At 45.3% G+C, this 16,171-nt stretch carries 12 protein-coding genes and 1 tRNA gene; all 13 read left to right on the forward strand.

Annotated features, from left to right (window positions below; genetic code table 11):
* Positions 1–154: 154 nt before the first annotated feature.
* Positions 155–517 (forward strand): hypothetical protein, encoded by a 363-nt coding sequence (locus tag QUA47_RS24140; RefSeq protein WP_333432625.1) that lies wholly within the window; start codon positions 155–157, stop codon positions 515–517.
* Entirely contained in the window at positions 510–905 is a 396-nt protein-coding gene (locus QUA47_RS24145) for a hypothetical protein (protein WP_333432626.1), read from the forward strand. Before QUA47_RS24140 ends, QUA47_RS24145 begins: the two co-directional genes overlap by 8 nt.
* A 348-nt stretch (positions 906–1,253) precedes the next feature.
* The gene (locus QUA47_RS24150; RefSeq protein WP_006634220.1) at positions 1,254–1,655 is read left to right on the forward strand and encodes a fasciclin domain-containing protein; all 402 of its coding nucleotides are present in this window, start codon (positions 1,254–1,256) and stop codon (positions 1,653–1,655) included.
* A 203-nt stretch (positions 1,656–1,858) separates the two neighbouring features.
* Positions 1,859–6,967: a PAS domain S-box protein gene (locus QUA47_RS24155; protein WP_333432627.1), complete on the forward strand. Its 5,109-nt coding sequence runs from the start codon at positions 1,859–1,861 to the stop codon at positions 6,965–6,967.
* 317 nt (positions 6,968–7,284) lie between these two features.
* A complete protein-coding gene (locus tag QUA47_RS24160; protein ID WP_006634222.1) occupies positions 7,285–7,512 on the forward strand; it encodes a hypothetical protein in 228 nt (75 codons plus the stop codon).
* Positions 7,513–7,833: 321 nt separating this feature from the next.
* On the forward strand, positions 7,834–8,919 hold the full coding sequence (locus tag QUA47_RS24165) for an amino acid ABC transporter substrate-binding protein (protein ID WP_333432628.1): 1,086 nt from the start codon (positions 7,834–7,836) through the stop codon (positions 8,917–8,919).
* A gap of 201 nt (positions 8,920–9,120) precedes the next feature.
* On the forward strand, positions 9,121–10,335 hold the full coding sequence (locus QUA47_RS24170) for an ABC transporter permease subunit (protein ID WP_333432629.1): 1,215 nt from the start codon (positions 9,121–9,123) through the stop codon (positions 10,333–10,335).
* Between the two features lie 46 nt (positions 10,336–10,381).
* Positions 10,382–10,981: a hypothetical protein gene (locus tag QUA47_RS24175; RefSeq protein WP_333432630.1), complete on the forward strand. Its 600-nt coding sequence runs from the start codon at positions 10,382–10,384 to the stop codon at positions 10,979–10,981.
* 57 nt (positions 10,982–11,038) lie between these two features.
* Complete coding sequence (locus QUA47_RS24180; RefSeq protein WP_333432631.1) at positions 11,039–11,560, forward strand: DUF29 family protein; 522 nt, start codon at positions 11,039–11,041, stop codon at positions 11,558–11,560.
* Positions 11,561–11,673: 113 nt separating this feature from the next.
* The gene (locus QUA47_RS24185) at positions 11,674–12,873 is read left to right on the forward strand and encodes an amino acid ABC transporter permease (RefSeq protein ID WP_333432632.1); all 1,200 of its coding nucleotides are present in this window, start codon (positions 11,674–11,676) and stop codon (positions 12,871–12,873) included.
* A 74-nt stretch (positions 12,874–12,947) separates the two neighbouring features.
* Complete coding sequence (locus QUA47_RS24190) at positions 12,948–13,700, forward strand: amino acid ABC transporter ATP-binding protein (protein ID WP_333432633.1); 753 nt, start codon at positions 12,948–12,950, stop codon at positions 13,698–13,700.
* Positions 13,701–13,816: 116 nt separating this feature from the next.
* Entirely contained in the window at positions 13,817–15,835 is a 2,019-nt protein-coding gene (uvrC, locus tag QUA47_RS24195; RefSeq protein WP_333432634.1) for an excinuclease ABC subunit UvrC, read from the forward strand.
* Positions 15,836–15,986: 151 nt separating this feature from the next.
* Positions 15,987–16,057: transfer RNA gene (locus tag QUA47_RS24200), tRNA-Gly, on the forward strand.
* Positions 16,058–16,171: the final 114 nt, after the last annotated feature.

Below are 16,171 nucleotides of genomic sequence, written 5' to 3' on the forward strand. Positions count from 1 at the left end.
ATGCACCTTACTTGCTCTCCATTTTTGGACACCATACCTAATTTACCACTATTTGAGCCTTAACTGAACCGTATTGCGTTACATCCTCAGAAAGCGAATCCGTTGCGGAACTTCCTTTTTCCGATTCTGCAACTGTGCTAAACTCGAAGATGCCATGGTTGGTGAGGAGACTTGGGTGCCGAGTCAGGGAGTTGCAGGAAATGGAATTGCATCTGAGTTTGGAGACTTAACCGGGATGACTCGCCAAGAAGTAGATGATTTTTTGCAGGGATTGGGTGCAGAAATCAGAACTACTAGAGAGGGTTATGTTGCATATAAATTTTTTGATAAGTCAACAGTAATGATCCGTCCTAACGGTGAAGTGATTAGAACGGCTGCACCGAAATATGGAGCAGATGGAAGAAATATCAACAAAGGTTTGCGTCTCGATAGAGATGGTAAATTATTGCCGACGAGAGACGAATTTGGTAATTTAATTCCAGGTACTCACAATAGGGGAGAAAAATTAAATGAGTGATTGGAAGGAGGACTATAACTTGCTTGGATTGGGTGGTTTTACATCTTTAATCACAAATGTTAAAGTATCTTCATGGGGAAACGAAGTATTAATTGAATGCGTCTACAATCCAGAAGAAAGATTGCCTTATATCCTGGCCTTCAAAGACTGTCGCGATATCAGTTGGACTGTACACGATGAAGAGGCCGTTGGCGAACTGGAAGCTGAATTCTTCGGAATTTCATTTGGCGAGCCGGAACACCGCAAGCCTGCGGTGATTACTACAGATATTTTTGAAATTTCAATTTTGTACGGCAGTTTTAGCATTCACAAGGGAGAAAACCTAAATGCTGAAGTAGCAGATTTAGAAACAGAGGTTTTGGTATCACAATCGCCAGCAGTCTTGTAGCAATTTAAAAGCACCGCGCGGTTAAATGGCCAAGCGGTTAGTAATATTATGTCGTGTAAAATAACTATTACAGTCCTTGACGCACTCCGACTCCTCGAAACTGGGTTTTTTACCTAATCTGCGGGTTTTAACGAAGTATTTTCGTAAAAAACCCGGTTTCTGGGCCCCCATGCGTAAGTCCTATATTATTAGGTTTGTAGTGAGGACTGAAGTCCTCAGCAAAAATCTGAGGATTGAAGTCCTCACTACAAAATAATTACCAATTTTTCAAAAAAGACAGTAGGTATTGTTGCCAGCCTCAGTTTACGATACTTAAGAGAACATTTTTTGCAAATGAGGTAAAACACAATGCCTGATATTGTTGATATTGCCGTAGGTGCGGGTTCGTTTCAAACCCTGGTAACGGCGGTGCAAGTAGCTAATTTAGTAGATGCGCTCAAGAGTCCGGGCCCTTTCACTGTCTTTGCACCCACTGACGATGCTTTTGCGAAATTGCCGCCGGGAACTATCACCACCCTAGTGCAGAACGTTCCCCAACTGACCAGGATTTTGATGTTTCACGTCGTATCGGGGAAGTTTATGAAGGCTGATTTGGCAAAACTCGGTTTTGTTACTTCCTTAGAAGGTTCGCCGATTAAAATTGATTGTTCTGACGGTTTTGAGGTGAAAAATGCTACAGTTGTCGCTGCGGATATCGAAGCAGACAATGGCGTCATCCACGTCATCGATAACGTGATTTTAATGGGATAATTTCGCCGTCTAATCTCGCTGCGGGAGCCAAGCAGGTGCTTTGCGGTGCCGCTTTGCTCCCGATCGCACGCTTTTTTTTTATCGGTTGAAGGTAATTTCAATATAAAAAAGTTGTTTTTTCGGCGGATGTATTTTAAGATGATTGTTTGAAAAAGTTTAAAAATCAATAATTATAATATAAGCAAACCAGTTTGGTGAGCACTATGCAAATCCTAGCCGCCAGCCTCAAAGCAAAAGTCCGCCAGCGTACCTTGGAACTGCAAGTTCTCAACGAACTTACTGCAAAAGTTCAAGCGGCTCTCAGTGTTGAGGAAATTTGGTCTGCGTGTCTGGCACATCTCGATCGCCTCATTCCCACACAGGCGATCGCAATTTTGACGCTACCGGACGATCAAATATATCTGGAACACTTACAGCCGTTAAGTGCTAGCACCAAAGCCGAAATGGAAGGGCGCTTGCAAGCTGCTCGCGCTGAATGGCTTGCTGGCAATCGGGACTGGGCGCACAACATCACTCCGCCACCAATTGCTCAGTTTCAGTCAGTCTTGATGGCACCAGCCAACCTGGATGACAGTGAAGAATTGTTGGGAGTATTTTTCATTGGTGCAGAGCAAGCAACTGCTTTTAATTTGGAACACCTTTGTTTGCTACACACAGTAGCTCAAATTTGTGCCCAACAGTTAGTAACTTTAGCACGTCAAACGACCAGTGCCAAGGAGAGATTTCCAAATAATTTGGCTCTGGATTCAGAAAGTCAAGAACTATTGTTGCGGGCTGTAATGGAGGAGGGCCCGGACCGAGTTTTTGCGAAAGATAGAAACTTTAGATACATTTTTGTAAATCAAAGTTTTGCTGAATATTGGGGAAAAAATGTTGAGGAAATTATCGGCAAAGATGATATTGAATTAGGGTTTTCAGCGGAATTAGTATTTGGCGATCGCAACAGCCAAATTAGGGGCATCCGCGAAGAAGATCGAGCTGTGCTGGCTGGGGAGAGGGTTCGCAATCCCTACCAGGCGATCGTCTTTGAAGGCGGAAAACAGCACATCTTTGACACGCAAAAAATGCCGCTATGCGATGCAGAGGGTAATATATTTGGGGTTTTGGGTTTTTCTAGAGAGATTGGTCAATTGCAGGCCACAGATGAAGCCAGGAATGAAAGCCAAGCCAAACTGCAAAAAATTACTGCTAGCGTACCGGGTACGGTATATCAAATTGACTTACATCCAGACGGCTCAATGGCTTTCTCATTTGTGAGCGCAGGCTGCCGAGAATTGTATGAAATCGCACCAGAGGAGGCTCAGCAGGATATTAATGTAATTGTTAACATGATTCATCCCGAAGATCGAGATGATTTCGTTAACTCGCTGACGCTTTCTGCTGAAAATTTGCAGCCTTGGCGGTGGGAAGGAAGAATTGTAACTCCGTCAGGAAAACTTAAATGGGTGCAAGGAGCTTCTCAGCCAGAATTACAAGCATCGGGAGAGATAGTTTACTACGGCTTGTTCACGGATATTAGCGCCCGGAAACAAGCTGAACTGAAGCTGCAACTTTATCAACAAATCTTTTTGAAATCCAACGATGCGATCGCGATCTTAGACCCCCAAGGCTATTACTTAGAAACAAATCAAGCTCACACGGCTTTGCTGGGTTACAGTGCCTCAAAATTGTGGGGAAAAACCCCGGCAAATCAGATGGGACAACAGGCATTTGCGTCGGTACTGCAAAGCTTGGCGGAAACAGGGAGCTACCGAGGCGAAATCACCTTTATTAAGGCTTTGCAAGAGGGAACAGTTGAGGTGGAGCTTTCGGCTTTTGCGGTTCTCAATGATGCTGGGGATGTAGTTTGTTACGTAAGTGTCAAAAGAGACATAACCGAACGCAAGCGAGCTGAGGAAAAACTAAAGCTTTACCGAGAAATATTTTTAAACTCCAACGATGCGATCGTGATTATCGATGCTGACGGGTTTTTCCTCGAACAAAATCGTGCTCACCAAACGCTTCTAGAATACACAGACGCGGAATTAGAAGCAGAAGCGTCGCCGCTGGTTGCGGGGGAGCGCTTTTCGGCAATTGCCCAAAGTTTAGCGGAAACTGGAAGTTTTCGGGGCGAAATTACTAACTGCACTAAAAAAGGCCAGACGCTGGCGATCGACGTTGCGGCATACTCTGTGATTAACAACGCCGACGATGTAATTTGTCATGTCTGCGTCAAGCGCGACATTACCGAACGCAAAAAAGGAGAAGAAGAACGGCAAAAATTTGTGTCGCTGATTGAAAACAGCAGCGATTTTATCGGTATGGCTACTCTAAAAGGCCAAACGCTCTTTGTCAACGAAGCCGGACGGAAAATGGTGGGTGTAGAGAATCTTTCGGAAGTGCTTAATACCGAGATATGGGAGTATATCGGCCCAAATTTTAAACAGAAATTCAGTCAAGAGATTTTGCCAACAATTAGCAACCAGGGCCAGTGGCAAGGAGAAGGTCAAATGCAGCACTGGCGCAGCGGAAGACGCATAGATGTTTTGATAAATGCTTTTCTGGTCAAGCACCCTCAAAGCACCGAACCGCTGTGCTTTGCTGCGGTAATTCGCGATGTCACCGAACGCAAGCAAGCTGAGAGAATGCTGCAGGAACAAGCAGAACAAGAACGGCTTGTTTCGGCGATCGCCCAGCGAGTCCGGCAGTCTCTCAACCTCACTCAAACTCTGAGCACTGCTGTACAAGAAGTGCGGCAGTTGTTGGCAACTGACCGCACAGTAATTTATCGTTTTGAGTCCGACGAAACAGCGGTTGTTGTTGTGGAATCTGTAGGGGATGATTGGATGCCACTGCTGGGCAGAGAAGTTCCAATGACATCCTTTGGGGAAAGTTATGTATCTCTATATAGTGCTGGACAAATTCAAGCAATGGCAGATATTTATACTGCCAGTTTGAGTGAAAAACACCGAGATTTACTTGCTAGTTTGCAGGTCAGGGCTAATTTAGTTGTACCAATTTTTATAGGCGATGAAAGTCAGGAGTTGGCAACAGAATATTTGCCGAAAATTCCCAGAATTTGCTCCCATGGAAGGAGTTTGGAAACGAGTCAAAATCGGTTGTGGGGATTGCTGATTGCCCATCAGTGCAGAGGTCCGCGCGTTTGGACTGATTCTGAGGTGGATTTACTAGGAAGGTTGAGCGTACAGTTGGCGATCGCCATTCAGCAATCTACTCTTTTTGAACAAGCGCAGCAAGCCCGAGAAGCCGCCCTAGAAGCGTCTCGAATGAAGTCGTTATTTTTAGCAAATATGAGTCACGAAATCCGTACTCCCATGAATGGAGTGATGGGGATGACTGATTTGCTGCTGAAAACGAATCTTACTCCCGAACAGATTGACTTTGTGCAGACGCTGAAACTCAGCGGTCAAAATTTACTCTCCATCATTAACGATATTCTGGATCTCTCCAAACTGGAAGCCGGAGAAATGCGCTTAGAAATACTAGAATTTAACCTAAGTATCTGTATGAATGAAGTGCTGGATTTGTTGGCAACTCCCGCACAAGAAAAAGGTATAGAAGTGGTGGCACTGATTGACAGCGACGTGCCGCTGCAAATTAAAGGTGATGCAGCGCGGTTGCGGCAAATACTCACTAATTTGATCAACAATGCTATTAAGTTTACAGAAGCAGGAGAAGTTGTAATTGAGGTGGCTGATGCTAGCGATCCTGGGTTATTGGCAGCCAGCGATAATCAGAAAATTTTAGAGAAGATCGAACCGGTAAAAATAGAAAACAATGACTCGATGCTCCTGCTGTTTAAAGTCACCGATACAGGAATTGGGATTGCTCCCGAAGACCAAAAAAAGCTGTTTCAATCTTTTACTCAAGTTGATGCCTCTACAACAAGAAAATATGGTGGCACAGGTTTGGGGCTGGCTATTTCTAAAGAGTTGGTGGAGTTAATGGGTGGGCAAATCGGTGTGGAAAGTACCCCTGGCGAAGGCTCGACTTTTTGGTTTACTGTGCCGACAGTTAAGGAAAATTTAACTGGTGTCGGGACAGCGTGCGAAGTGAATTTGGAAACGGTGCTGGCGGGGCGAAAAATGTTAATTGCTAGCGACAAGCCGACAGTGCGAAAAGTGTTAGTGAGAATGGCTGTTGTGTGGGGAATGGAGGTTGAGGAGGTTGAGAACGGTTGGATGACGATCGCCTCTCTGTACAAAGCTGTCAGCCTTAATTCCCCTTACGATATCGTTTTGGTTGATATTCAGTTGCCGGAAATGGTGGCGGGAAGTCTCGAACGCTTGAGAATTTCTGAGCCGGCAATGCAGCAGACAAAGTGGGTGGTGCTGACTTCAATGACTCAGCTTGCAGAGGCGAAACGCTTGGTAGATAGCGGTTTTAGCGGGTATTTAACTAAACCTGTGAAAGCTCACCGACTATTTGATTGCTTGGCGAATGCGATCGCCCCGAGTACGCTGATTGATGAGTCGCAGGCGAATCCAACGTCCAATCGAGCCTCGGCTATTGACAACCGGGACTTAGCAAGTTTAAAGATTTTGTTAGTTGAAGATACTCCAATCAATCAAAAAGTTGGTCTGAATCAACTCAGAGTTTTGGGATGCGCGGCGGATGTCGCCAATAACGGTGCAGAGGCGCTATCTATGGTTGCTCTGAAAAAGTATGACATTGTGTTGATGGACTGTCAGATGCCGGTTTTGGACGGTTACGAAGCAACGCTGCAATTGCGCCGCCTAGAAGCGGCAGATGTTGCTGCTGGCAAGATGCAGCCGCATCAAAAGACGGTGGTGATTGCAATGACTGCGAATGCTTTGAAGGGCGATCGCGAAAAGTGTCTGGCGGCGGGCATGGACGATTATATTAGCAAACCTATTTCGATTGAAAAGTTAAAATCGGTACTAGAAAATTGGTCGGTCAAGCTAAAAATTGAAACTCCCAAGTTTAATGGCGAGGAACTTCCCAACTCTGAGCCAGATATCGAATCGGTAGTGGATATGGCACGTTTGCACGAAATTTCGGGCACTGATTTAGAGTTTGAGCGGGAAATACTGCAAGCTTTTGTGGTGGATACTGCTAGTTATTTAGAAGCTGCTAAGGAGGCGATCGCCTCGGGAGATATGGAGACACTCGCCCGCCACGCTCATCAAATTAAAGGTGTCAGCGCTACGGCGGCGGTGCGGTTAATGCCCGAGATGGCTGATCAACTTCAAAGTCTGGCTGAATCAAATGATTTGGAGGGGGCTACAAAAATCATCGCTGAATTAGAAATAATTCTGGCGGGGGTTCAAAACTTGATGCCTACTGAGTAATCAATCAATTTTCTTTTGAACCGGACTCTCCAGCCCGATCGCGGACGGCTCTTGGCAGCCCCCCACGAGCGAGCGCGTGTAAAGATTTTTAATCTTTTATCAAGATGTTTATCTCAATGTGAAGGAATTGGGAACTCTTATAACATCTTGTGTGTTGTAACTTATGACACTACTGTATTAAGTTATTGTGGTCAAATATAAAATAACCATTAAGCCGATCGACATGAGGGTGCTTTTCGTCGATCGGCTTGAGACGCCAAGACCAGCTTTTCGCTATGCCCGCCCATTAGGTGCGTATTTACGCTCAACGAGGTTTTATGACTCCAGTCATGTTACGCCAACTCTGGTCCTTAATTGAGACCACCCAAGCTACTGTGTTAGTCAATTTAGACGATGCGACCTTGGTACAGTGGCTGCTAAAGCAGTTAAAAACGAACTCTGCGCTTAATGGCAAAGAAGCAGATGTGTTGGACGAATACATCCAGTCTCGGCTTTCCCTAATCCGCGATTTAGCTGAGCAGCGGCTAGCACCCGAGCTACTGTGAGCGCATTCAATCAAAATCGGATAAATATTCCAGGGAAAGGCGATGAGCCCTTGCGCTGGCCAGAAAGAGCAGAAAAGAAACCGGGTTTCAAGGATAAATCTTAGGTTTGACGACGAGGCCTCCAGCCGGAAACCGGGTTTCTAACTCTGGGCTCCCAGTTTGCTCAAAAAAAAAACAGGCGGGTAGTCGGTGCAGTTGCCGCAGTGCAGCACCGGATGCAGAACGGCTAATTTGAAGCCGGAGGCTTTTGTAGTTCGCAGATCGCCACAGTTCTCGACAGCTACAAGGTAGGATTGTCAGGAAAGCGTTCTACTAAAATCTATGCGTAAATGGGGATTTCTGTTACTAGCAAGTGTGTTATTTGTGGCACCGTTGGCATCTTGTAGGGATCGATCGGCACAAACCGGACAAACAACAGCAACAACTACTGCAGGTGGCAACTCGCAACAAGGTTCAAGCCGGATAGATACAATTGTCAGCCGCGGCAAACTGATTTGTGGCATCAGCGGCGAACTGCCGGGTTTTAGCTTTGTAGACGAAAAAGGCAAATATTCGGGACTGGATGTGGATGTGTGCAGGGCTGTGGCGGCGGCAATATTTGACGATCCCGAAAAAGTCGAGTACCGAAAACTCAACGCTAAAGATAGATTTACAGTTTTGCAGGCCGGAGAAATCGACATTCTCAGCCGAAATACCACCTACACGGCCAGCCGCGACACCACTACCGGACTAGAATTTGCCCCGGTGATCTTTTATGACTCTCAAAGCATCATGGTCAAAAAAGACAGCGGCATCAAAACTTTACAAGATTTTGCGGGCAAATCTATCTGCGTGCAGACAGGTACGAGCACCGAACAAAATTTATCTGACCAAATGCGAAAATTAGGAGTTAAATACACTCCTGTCGTGTTTGAAGATGTGAATGCTACTTTTGCTACTTATCAAGAAGGTCGCTGTCAAGGTGTTACGGCCGATCGATCGCAGCTAGTCTCGAAGCGGACAACTCTGCCGAATTCCGAGAATAATGTTGTTTTGCCGATCGTGATGTCAAAAGAACCGTTAGCCCCAGCGGTGAAAAGCGGCGATCCTAAATGGTCTGACGCGGTGAAATGGATCGTTTTTGCGGCGATTGAAGCTGAAGATTTGGGAATTAATTCGGGAAATGTAGACCAAATTGTGGCAAGCACTACAGACCCGAACGTCAAACGTTTGCTAGGAAAAGAAGGAGATTTAGGTAAAGGTTTCGGACTCCCGAACGACTACGCTGTCCGCGTTGTTAAGAAAGTGGGGAATTACGGGGAAATGTACGATCGCAACCTCGGGCCCAAAAGTACACTTAAGTTAGAACGGGGTCAAAACAGACTCTGGAAAGATGGCGGTTTGCTTTACTCGCCGCCGTTCCGCTAAGTTTAGTTAACTGTTGACTGTTGACTGTTGACTGTTAACTGTTAACTGTTGACCGTTGACTGTTAACAGTTAACCAACAAGATATTTTAGACAGCAAGGTACTCCGCACTTACCCGACTTTTAAGGTGCTTGTTAGGCGCACCCTACAAGATATTTTAGGCAGGCTAAAGTTAGGTATAGTTCGCTCTACATTAAACAGTTATGAACCCAGAACCTCAACCGGGCAAATCGCAGAAATTGCCCAAATTTAAAGATCTATCAAAACTGCTGCGGGACGATCGCTTCTGGAAAATAGCCGGACAGGCGATCGCCCTAATTTTAGTAATAACTGTCATCGCGATTCTCTGGGACAATCTCAGCGCCAATTACTCGCAACTGGGGATTGCATTTGGATTTGATTTTCTCAATTCCCAAGCATCTTTTGACATCGGCGAAAGCGTGATTCCTTACAGTCCCGAAAACACTTACAGACAAGCTTATTTGGTCGGTTTAATCAACTCGCTGCGGGTGATGGGTCTCGGCATTATTTTCGCAACAGTTGCGGGTTTGACTGTAGGAATTGCGCGCCTTTCCGACAATTGGCTGCTGCGGAGTTTGGCTGGTTTGTATGTGGAAATTTTGCGAAATACGCCGTTATTGCTGCAATTATTTTTCTGGTATTTTGCAGTTTTCATTTCCCTGCCAAAACTCGAAGACAATCAGCAGATGAGGGGGCCGATTTACTTGACAAATCGCGGCATTGCTGTACCTTGGCCGGTGGCTTTGCCGGGTTTTGAGATTTGGGTGATTTTGCTAACTGTCGGAGTTTTGGCGGCGGCGGGGCTGTGGATGTGGCGGGCGCGGGTGATGTTGGAAGAAGCTAAGCCGGGAAGACAGCTATTTTGGGCTCTAGGTGCGATCGGGCTGAGTGCAATCTTAGCTTGGATTATTACCAAAAATCTCCCTTTTCGGCTAGATTTCCCCGGCCTGACACCAGCATTGCAACTCGAAGGAGGGTTAAAATTTACTCCAGAATTCGCAGCCTTGGTGACAGGGCTCAGCTTGTATACTGGCAGTTACATTGCAGAAATTGTTCGGGCCGGAATTCAGTCAGTATCGAGAGGCCAGTGGGAAGCGGGAAAGTCTTTAGGGCTGAAGTCTGGAACAATGATGCGGATGGTAATTTTGCCGCAAGCTTTGCGGGTGATTGTGCCGCCTTTAACCAGTCAGTATCTGAACTTAGCTAAGAATTCGAGTTTAGCGGTTGCGGTTGCTTATCCCGACGTTTATTTTGTTGTGGGGTCTCCGACCTTGAATCAGACCGGTCGGGCGATCGAAGCAATGTTAATTATCATGGTAACATACCTAACAATTAGTTTAATAGTTTCTCTGTTCATGAATTGGTACAATAAAACCGTACAAATCAAGGAAAGGTAACTGCTGAGTATTTGAAATTTTTGAGGTAGGATTAAAGGAGAAGAAAATGGCATACAGTGATTTTAGTTTAGCCAAAGTATCTAAAACTTTTGAACTTAAACTTTTAGATGCAGTTAATATGTTTTCTGCTATCCCAGAGTTAGAAAGTAGTAATTTTTTAGTAGAAACCCTTCTATATACTGTGCCATTAGCTATTAGCAGTAATACTGAAAAAGCTCGCTCCGAAATGATTATTGCACCAATTTTGATCGAACTGAGAAAACAGTTAAATTCGGAAATTAGCTTTTTTTCAGGAATCGACTTTACAATCGATCCCGAAAAAGGATTAAATGGAAATTGCGATTTTCTGATTAGTCGTTCTCCAGAATTATTAATTCTTACCGCACCAGTAATTATTATTGTAGAAGCCAAAAAAGAAAATATCAATGGCGGATTGGGACAGTGCGTAGCAGAAATGCTAGGCGCTAGAATATTTAATGAACGTGAAGGCAACGATATTCCTGCGATTTTTGGCGCTGTCACTAGCGGGACTAACTGGAGATTTCTAAAATTAAAAGACCAAGTAATTGAAATAGATTTAACAGAGTATTACCTCAGAGATGTTAATAAAATTTTAGGCATTTTAGCTAGTGTCATTAATAATTAATACCCGATAACCAATAACTATCTTTGGTTGGCAAATATCAAAGTTGAGGTAAATCAAATGACACAAGAATTAATCGATCTTAGAACTAGCATATTGGAAGGAAGGTATACGGATGCTTTGGCAATAGTCGATGAGTTAGATGGAATGAGCAAACAGGCTATTTTGCGACAAATCCAATGTTTTTTAAATGTTTTGCTGATTCACTTGATTAAAAATCAAGTTGAACAGCGATTAACGGGTTCTTGGGCAAGTTCGATTCGCCATTCAATCCGAGAAATTAAAAAGGCAAATATTAAAGATAATAAAACATCTTATTACATCAATTCTGATGAATGGGAGAGTTTTATAGAGGAGGAGGTGATTGAGGATGCGATCGCAGAGGCGGCGGAGGAAGTATTGAATGGTGTTTATACTCAATTTCAACTTGCAGAGATGATGGATAGAAACCTGATTATTCAAACTGCTGTGAGGTTATTGAACTTGACTTATATCCATTCCGCCAAAGATTTACCCGCAGTGTTAGCCCAGCATTTAAGTCAGTTACTAGGTGGAGAAGATTGGATAAATCGGCGAAAATAAGATTTTTTTTAGCCTTGGTAATTGGAAATCGCGTCTACACAAACAAAACTCGCCTACGCGGGTTAATAAAATAACTGGTTGTTACTCTACGTCATAGGATTGAAAACCGCTATATGGAAACTGTCCCCATATTACCGCCCCCAGCCACCGAATCGCCTACCCCCTGGAATTGGGCGCGCAAAAATTTATTTAGTACCTGGTACAACAGCCTTCTGACAGTAGTTTGCCTAATTATCGCCTTCCAAACTATTAAAGGAATTATCGTTTGGGCAACAACAAAAGCTCAATGGCGCGTGTTAGAAGCCAACTTGCCGCTATTTTTTGTCGGCCGATTTCCCAGCGAATCCTACTGGCGGCTGTGGATAGTAACGGTCATAATTGCCTTGTTGGGAGGATTAACTTGGGGAAACATTCAGCGGCAAGAACGTCTTTGGAATCCGCCTTTACTAATTATACTCGGTGCTGCGGTTGTGGGTGCGGTCATTTCCCCGATCGACCTAACCTCTCGCCTCTACCTCTTAGGAATTATTATCGCAGCCGCCGCCAGCTATGCCATCGGCAGGCAAATTAACCCGAAAATTATGGGCTGGATGCCTGCAATCTGGGTTCTTTCCTTCCCAATAGTTTTGTGGTTAATTAAAGGCGGGTTAGGTTTGACAGAAGTGTCAACAAATGATTGGGGCGGTTTAGTATTGACGCTGTTTTTAGCAATTATTAGTATTGTGCTTTCCTTTCCTCTGGGAGTATTGCTAGCACTCGGCCGACAAAGTTCTTTGCCAGTTGTGAGACTGTTATCAACCTTATACATTGAAATTATTCGCGGTTTACCATTAATTGGCATTTTATTTTTAGGTCAAGTGATGCTGCAACTCTTCTTGCCGCCCGAATATCCGAAATTGGATAGAGTGATTAGAGCCATTGCTGGATTAACGTTATTTAGTGCGGCATACTTGGCGGAAAACGTGCGCGGTGGCTTGCAGGCCGTGCCCAGGGGACAAATAGAAGCAGCTAGGTCGATCGGACTCAATACACCCCTGCTGACAATTCTAATTGTACTGCCTCAAGCATTGCGAATAGTCATTCCGGCGATCGGCGGTCAATTCATCGGATTATTTATGGATACATCCCTGCTGTCTCTATTCGGAATGTTAGAATTAATCGGAATATCCCGCGCAGTTTTAGCAAATCCATCCTATATTGGCAGGTACGCCGAAGTTTACATATTCGTAGGCATCATTTATTGGATATTTTGCTACTCAATGTCCCTAGCCAGCCGCAAAATAGAGCGAACATTAGGAGTAGGCCAGCGCTAAAAACTCATCAACTTTCATCAGCGTTCATCAGCGTTCATCTGCCTTCATCGGCGGTTAAAAAAGAAAAAAATATTATGGAAACTAAACTAACAGCCCCCGAACAAGTAATCGTAGCAGAAAACGTCCACAAATGGTACGGACAATTTCACGTACTGCGAGGTGTCAGCATGACCGTAAACCGAGGTGAAGTCGTTGTCGTGATGGGGCCCTCTGGTTCGGGAAAATCGACGTTTATTCGCACATTCAACGCCTTAGAAGAATACCAACAAGGTAAAATTACGATCGACGGAATCGAACTTTCGCACGACTTACGCAACATCGAGACAATTCGCCGCGAAGTAGGAATGGTGTTTCAGCAATTTAACCTGTTTCCCCACTTATCAGTTTTGCAAAACGTCATGCTAGCGCCCGTGTGGGTGCGCCGGTGGCCGAAGAAAAAAGCCGAAGAAGTGGCGATGCAACTGTTAGAAAGAGTGGGAATTTTGGAACAAGCACAAAAATATCCCGGACAGTTGTCTGGGGGACAGCAGCAGCGCGTCGCTATTGCACGTTCTCTAGCAATGCAGCCTAAAATCATGCTGTTTGATGAACCGACATCAGCATTAGACCCGGAGATGGTGCGGGAAGTGTTAGATGTAATGCGAAATTTGGCTCAAACAGGAATTACAATGGTGGTGGTGACTCACGAAGTTGGGTTTGCGCGCGAAGTTGCCGATCGCATTGTGTTGATGGATGGCGGTGTTTTAGTGGAAGAAGCCCAACCAGAAGAGTTTTTTCAGAACCCGAAAGAAGAACGCACCCGCAAGTTTTTATCTCAGATATTGTAAGTGATTTTAAAGTGTAGTCGGTGGCTTTGGCGACGGTCGCAGCAGTCAAAATCGACCTAATTAAGGTAAAATAAAAGAGTGTACAATCAGTCTCAATTTTGCTGAGATAGCTTGCAATGCCATCCACAAAAACTCTGCCGTTAGTTAAAGACTCGGAACGCCTAGAAAGTCGCCTCAAAGAAATTCCGGCGGTTCCTGGTGTATATTTAATGCGCGATGAGAGCGATCGCATCCTTTACATCGGCAAATCAAAAAAACTCCGAAACCGCGTCCGTTCCTACTTCCGCGAAAGCCAAAATCTCAGTCCCCGCATCGCGATGATGGTGCAGCAAGTGCGCGAAATTGAATTCATCGCCACCGACACCGAAGCAGAAGCTTTAGCGTTAGAAGCAAACCTCGTAAAACAGCACCAACCTTACTTTAATGTCCTCCTCAAAGATGATAAAAAATATCCTTATTTGTGCATAACTTGGTCGGAGGAATACCCGCGCATTTTTATCACCCGCAAGCGCCGCGCAGGTAGTGCAAAAGACCGCTATTACGGCCCTTACGTCGATACAGGGGCGCTGCGGAGTACGCTACATTTAATTAAGCGAATTTTCCCGCTGCGGCAGCGCCCTCAACCGCTGTTTAAAGACCGTCCCTGTTTGAACTACGACATCGGGCGCTGCGTTGGAGTTTGTCAAGGGTTAACTTCGCCGGAAGAATATCGAAAAATCATCCAAAAAGTAGCGATGATTTTCCAGGGAAGAACTGAGGAATTGCTCGCTTTGTTAGCGCCACAAATGGAACAAGCGGCGGAAGATTTAAACTTTGAAACGGCGGCGCGTATTCGCGACCAAATTAAGGGTTTGCAGTCTTTGAGTGCGGGTCAAAAAGTATCTTTGCCAGACGATACGGTTTCTAGAGATGCGATCGCACTTGCGGCCGACACCCAGCACGCTTGCGTCCAATTGTTCCAAATTCGTGCCGGTCAATTGGTCGGAAGATTGGGATTTATGGCGGAAATACCTCCCCAACCCCCCCTTGCCAAGGGGGCTCAAGAGTTATCTCAACTTTCTCTTTCCTCCCCTCCTGGGCAAGGGGGGGAACGAGGGGGGGTAGAGGCCGGAGCGATTTTGCAGCGGGTGTTGGAAGAACACTATCAAAATGTCGAATCCGTAGAAATTCCCAGCGAAATTTCAGTGCAGTACGAATTGCCAGAAGCGGAAATATTAGCAGATTGGTTGAGCAACCGTAAGGGACGAAAAGTTACGATTTTGACCCCGCAACGGCAAACTAAGGCTGAGTTGATTGAGATGGTGGAACGCAATGCTGAGTATGAATTGGCGAGAATGCAAAGATTGAGCGATCGCAATTCTCAAGCAATGGAAGATTTAGCAGAAATTCTCGATTTGCCAGAAGTTCCTCGCCGCATTGAAGGTTACGATATTTCTCACATTCAAGGTTCTGACGCCGTAGCTTCCCGCGTCGTATTTATTGACGGTTTGCCCGCCAACCAGCACTACCGCCATTACAAAATTAAAAATCCTGAAATTAAATCGGGTCATTCTGATGATTTTGCTAGTTTAGCAGAAGTTATCGGTCGCCGATTCCGAGGATTGAAGGAAGAAGAAACAGGCAAGATGGAAGATGGATTTAGCGATTTAGAAGACTCGGCAGAAATCAGCAATTTATCCTCGGTTTCTCATACTATTTCCGACAAACCCGACTTAATTATGATAGATGGCGGCAAAGGTCAACTGTCAGCAGTTGTGGCTGTTTTGCGGGAAATGAATTTGCTAGAAGAGTTGCGCGTTGTCAGTTTGGCAAAGCAGCGAGAGGAGATATTTTTGCCGGGGGAATCTTTGCCGCTGCAAACTAATTCTGAGCAACCGGGCGTACAATTATTGCGCCGGGTGCGGGATGAGGCGCACAGGTTTGCTGTGAGTTTTCACCGGGATCGAAGAAGCGAGAGAATGAAGCGATCGCGCCTTGATGAAATTCCCGGATTGGGACACCACCGACAAAAACAATTGTTGGCACATTTTCGGTCGATCGACTACCTCCGTTTAGCGACTACCGAACAGTTGGCAGAAGTTTCTGGGATTGGCCCGCGTCTGGCGCAGCAAATTTACGATTATTTCCACCCGTAAAGTCTTACGCAGCATGGGAGACGGGGATTTTTGGGGCGAGGGGGCGATCGACCCGCAAGTCCCTATTCAGCCACTGTGAGGGAGGTATTCAAAAATTTTGCACAGGCCTATTGCAATCCCCAGAGACTTGTGGTATGTTTAGTTTCTGTGCGCGGGCATAGTTTAGTGGTAAAACTTTAGCCTTCCAAGCTAACTATGCGGGTTCGATTCCCGCTGCCCGCTTACTTCTATAAAAAACCTCAAACCAACGAGAAATCAACGGTTTGAGGTTTTTTATTGCCCAGAATACGGCTGATTCGGCGGTCAAAGTGACTATCAAATGACTAGGAAATGACT

Source organism: Microcoleus sp. MON2_D5, from assembly GCF_036701905.1.
GTDB lineage: Bacteria > Cyanobacteriota > Cyanobacteriia > Cyanobacteriales > Microcoleaceae > Microcoleus.

Excerpts from the sequence above, each read along its gene's own strand:
- QUA47_RS24180 (WP_333432631.1), top strand. The coding sequence starts at position 11,039 with ATGACACAAGAATTAATCGATCTTAGAACTAGCATATTGGAAGGAAGG.
- QUA47_RS24155 (WP_333432627.1), top strand. The coding sequence starts at position 1,859 with ATGCAAATCCTAGCCGCCAGCCTCAAAGCAAAAGTCCGCCAGCGTACC.
- QUA47_RS24150 (WP_006634220.1), top strand. The coding sequence starts at position 1,254 with ATGCCTGATATTGTTGATATTGCCGTAGGTGCGGGTTCGTTTCAAACC.
- QUA47_RS24145 (WP_333432626.1), top strand. The coding sequence starts at position 510 with ATGAGTGATTGGAAGGAGGACTATAACTTGCTTGGATTGGGTGGTTTT.
- QUA47_RS24175 (WP_333432630.1), top strand. The coding sequence starts at position 10,382 with ATGGCATACAGTGATTTTAGTTTAGCCAAAGTATCTAAAACTTTTGAA.
- QUA47_RS24140 (WP_333432625.1), top strand. The coding sequence starts at position 155 with ATGGTTGGTGAGGAGACTTGGGTGCCGAGTCAGGGAGTTGCAGGAAAT.
- QUA47_RS24165 (WP_333432628.1), top strand. The coding sequence starts at position 7,834 with ATGCGTAAATGGGGATTTCTGTTACTAGCAAGTGTGTTATTTGTGGCA.
- QUA47_RS24185 (WP_333432632.1), top strand. The coding sequence starts at position 11,674 with ATGGAAACTGTCCCCATATTACCGCCCCCAGCCACCGAATCGCCTACC.
- QUA47_RS24160 (WP_006634222.1), top strand. The coding sequence starts at position 7,285 with ATGACTCCAGTCATGTTACGCCAACTCTGGTCCTTAATTGAGACCACC.
- QUA47_RS24190 (WP_333432633.1), top strand. The coding sequence starts at position 12,948 with ATGGAAACTAAACTAACAGCCCCCGAACAAGTAATCGTAGCAGAAAAC.
- QUA47_RS24170 (WP_333432629.1), top strand. The coding sequence starts at position 9,121 with ATGAACCCAGAACCTCAACCGGGCAAATCGCAGAAATTGCCCAAATTT.
- uvrC (WP_333432634.1), top strand. The coding sequence starts at position 13,817 with ATGCCATCCACAAAAACTCTGCCGTTAGTTAAAGACTCGGAACGCCTA.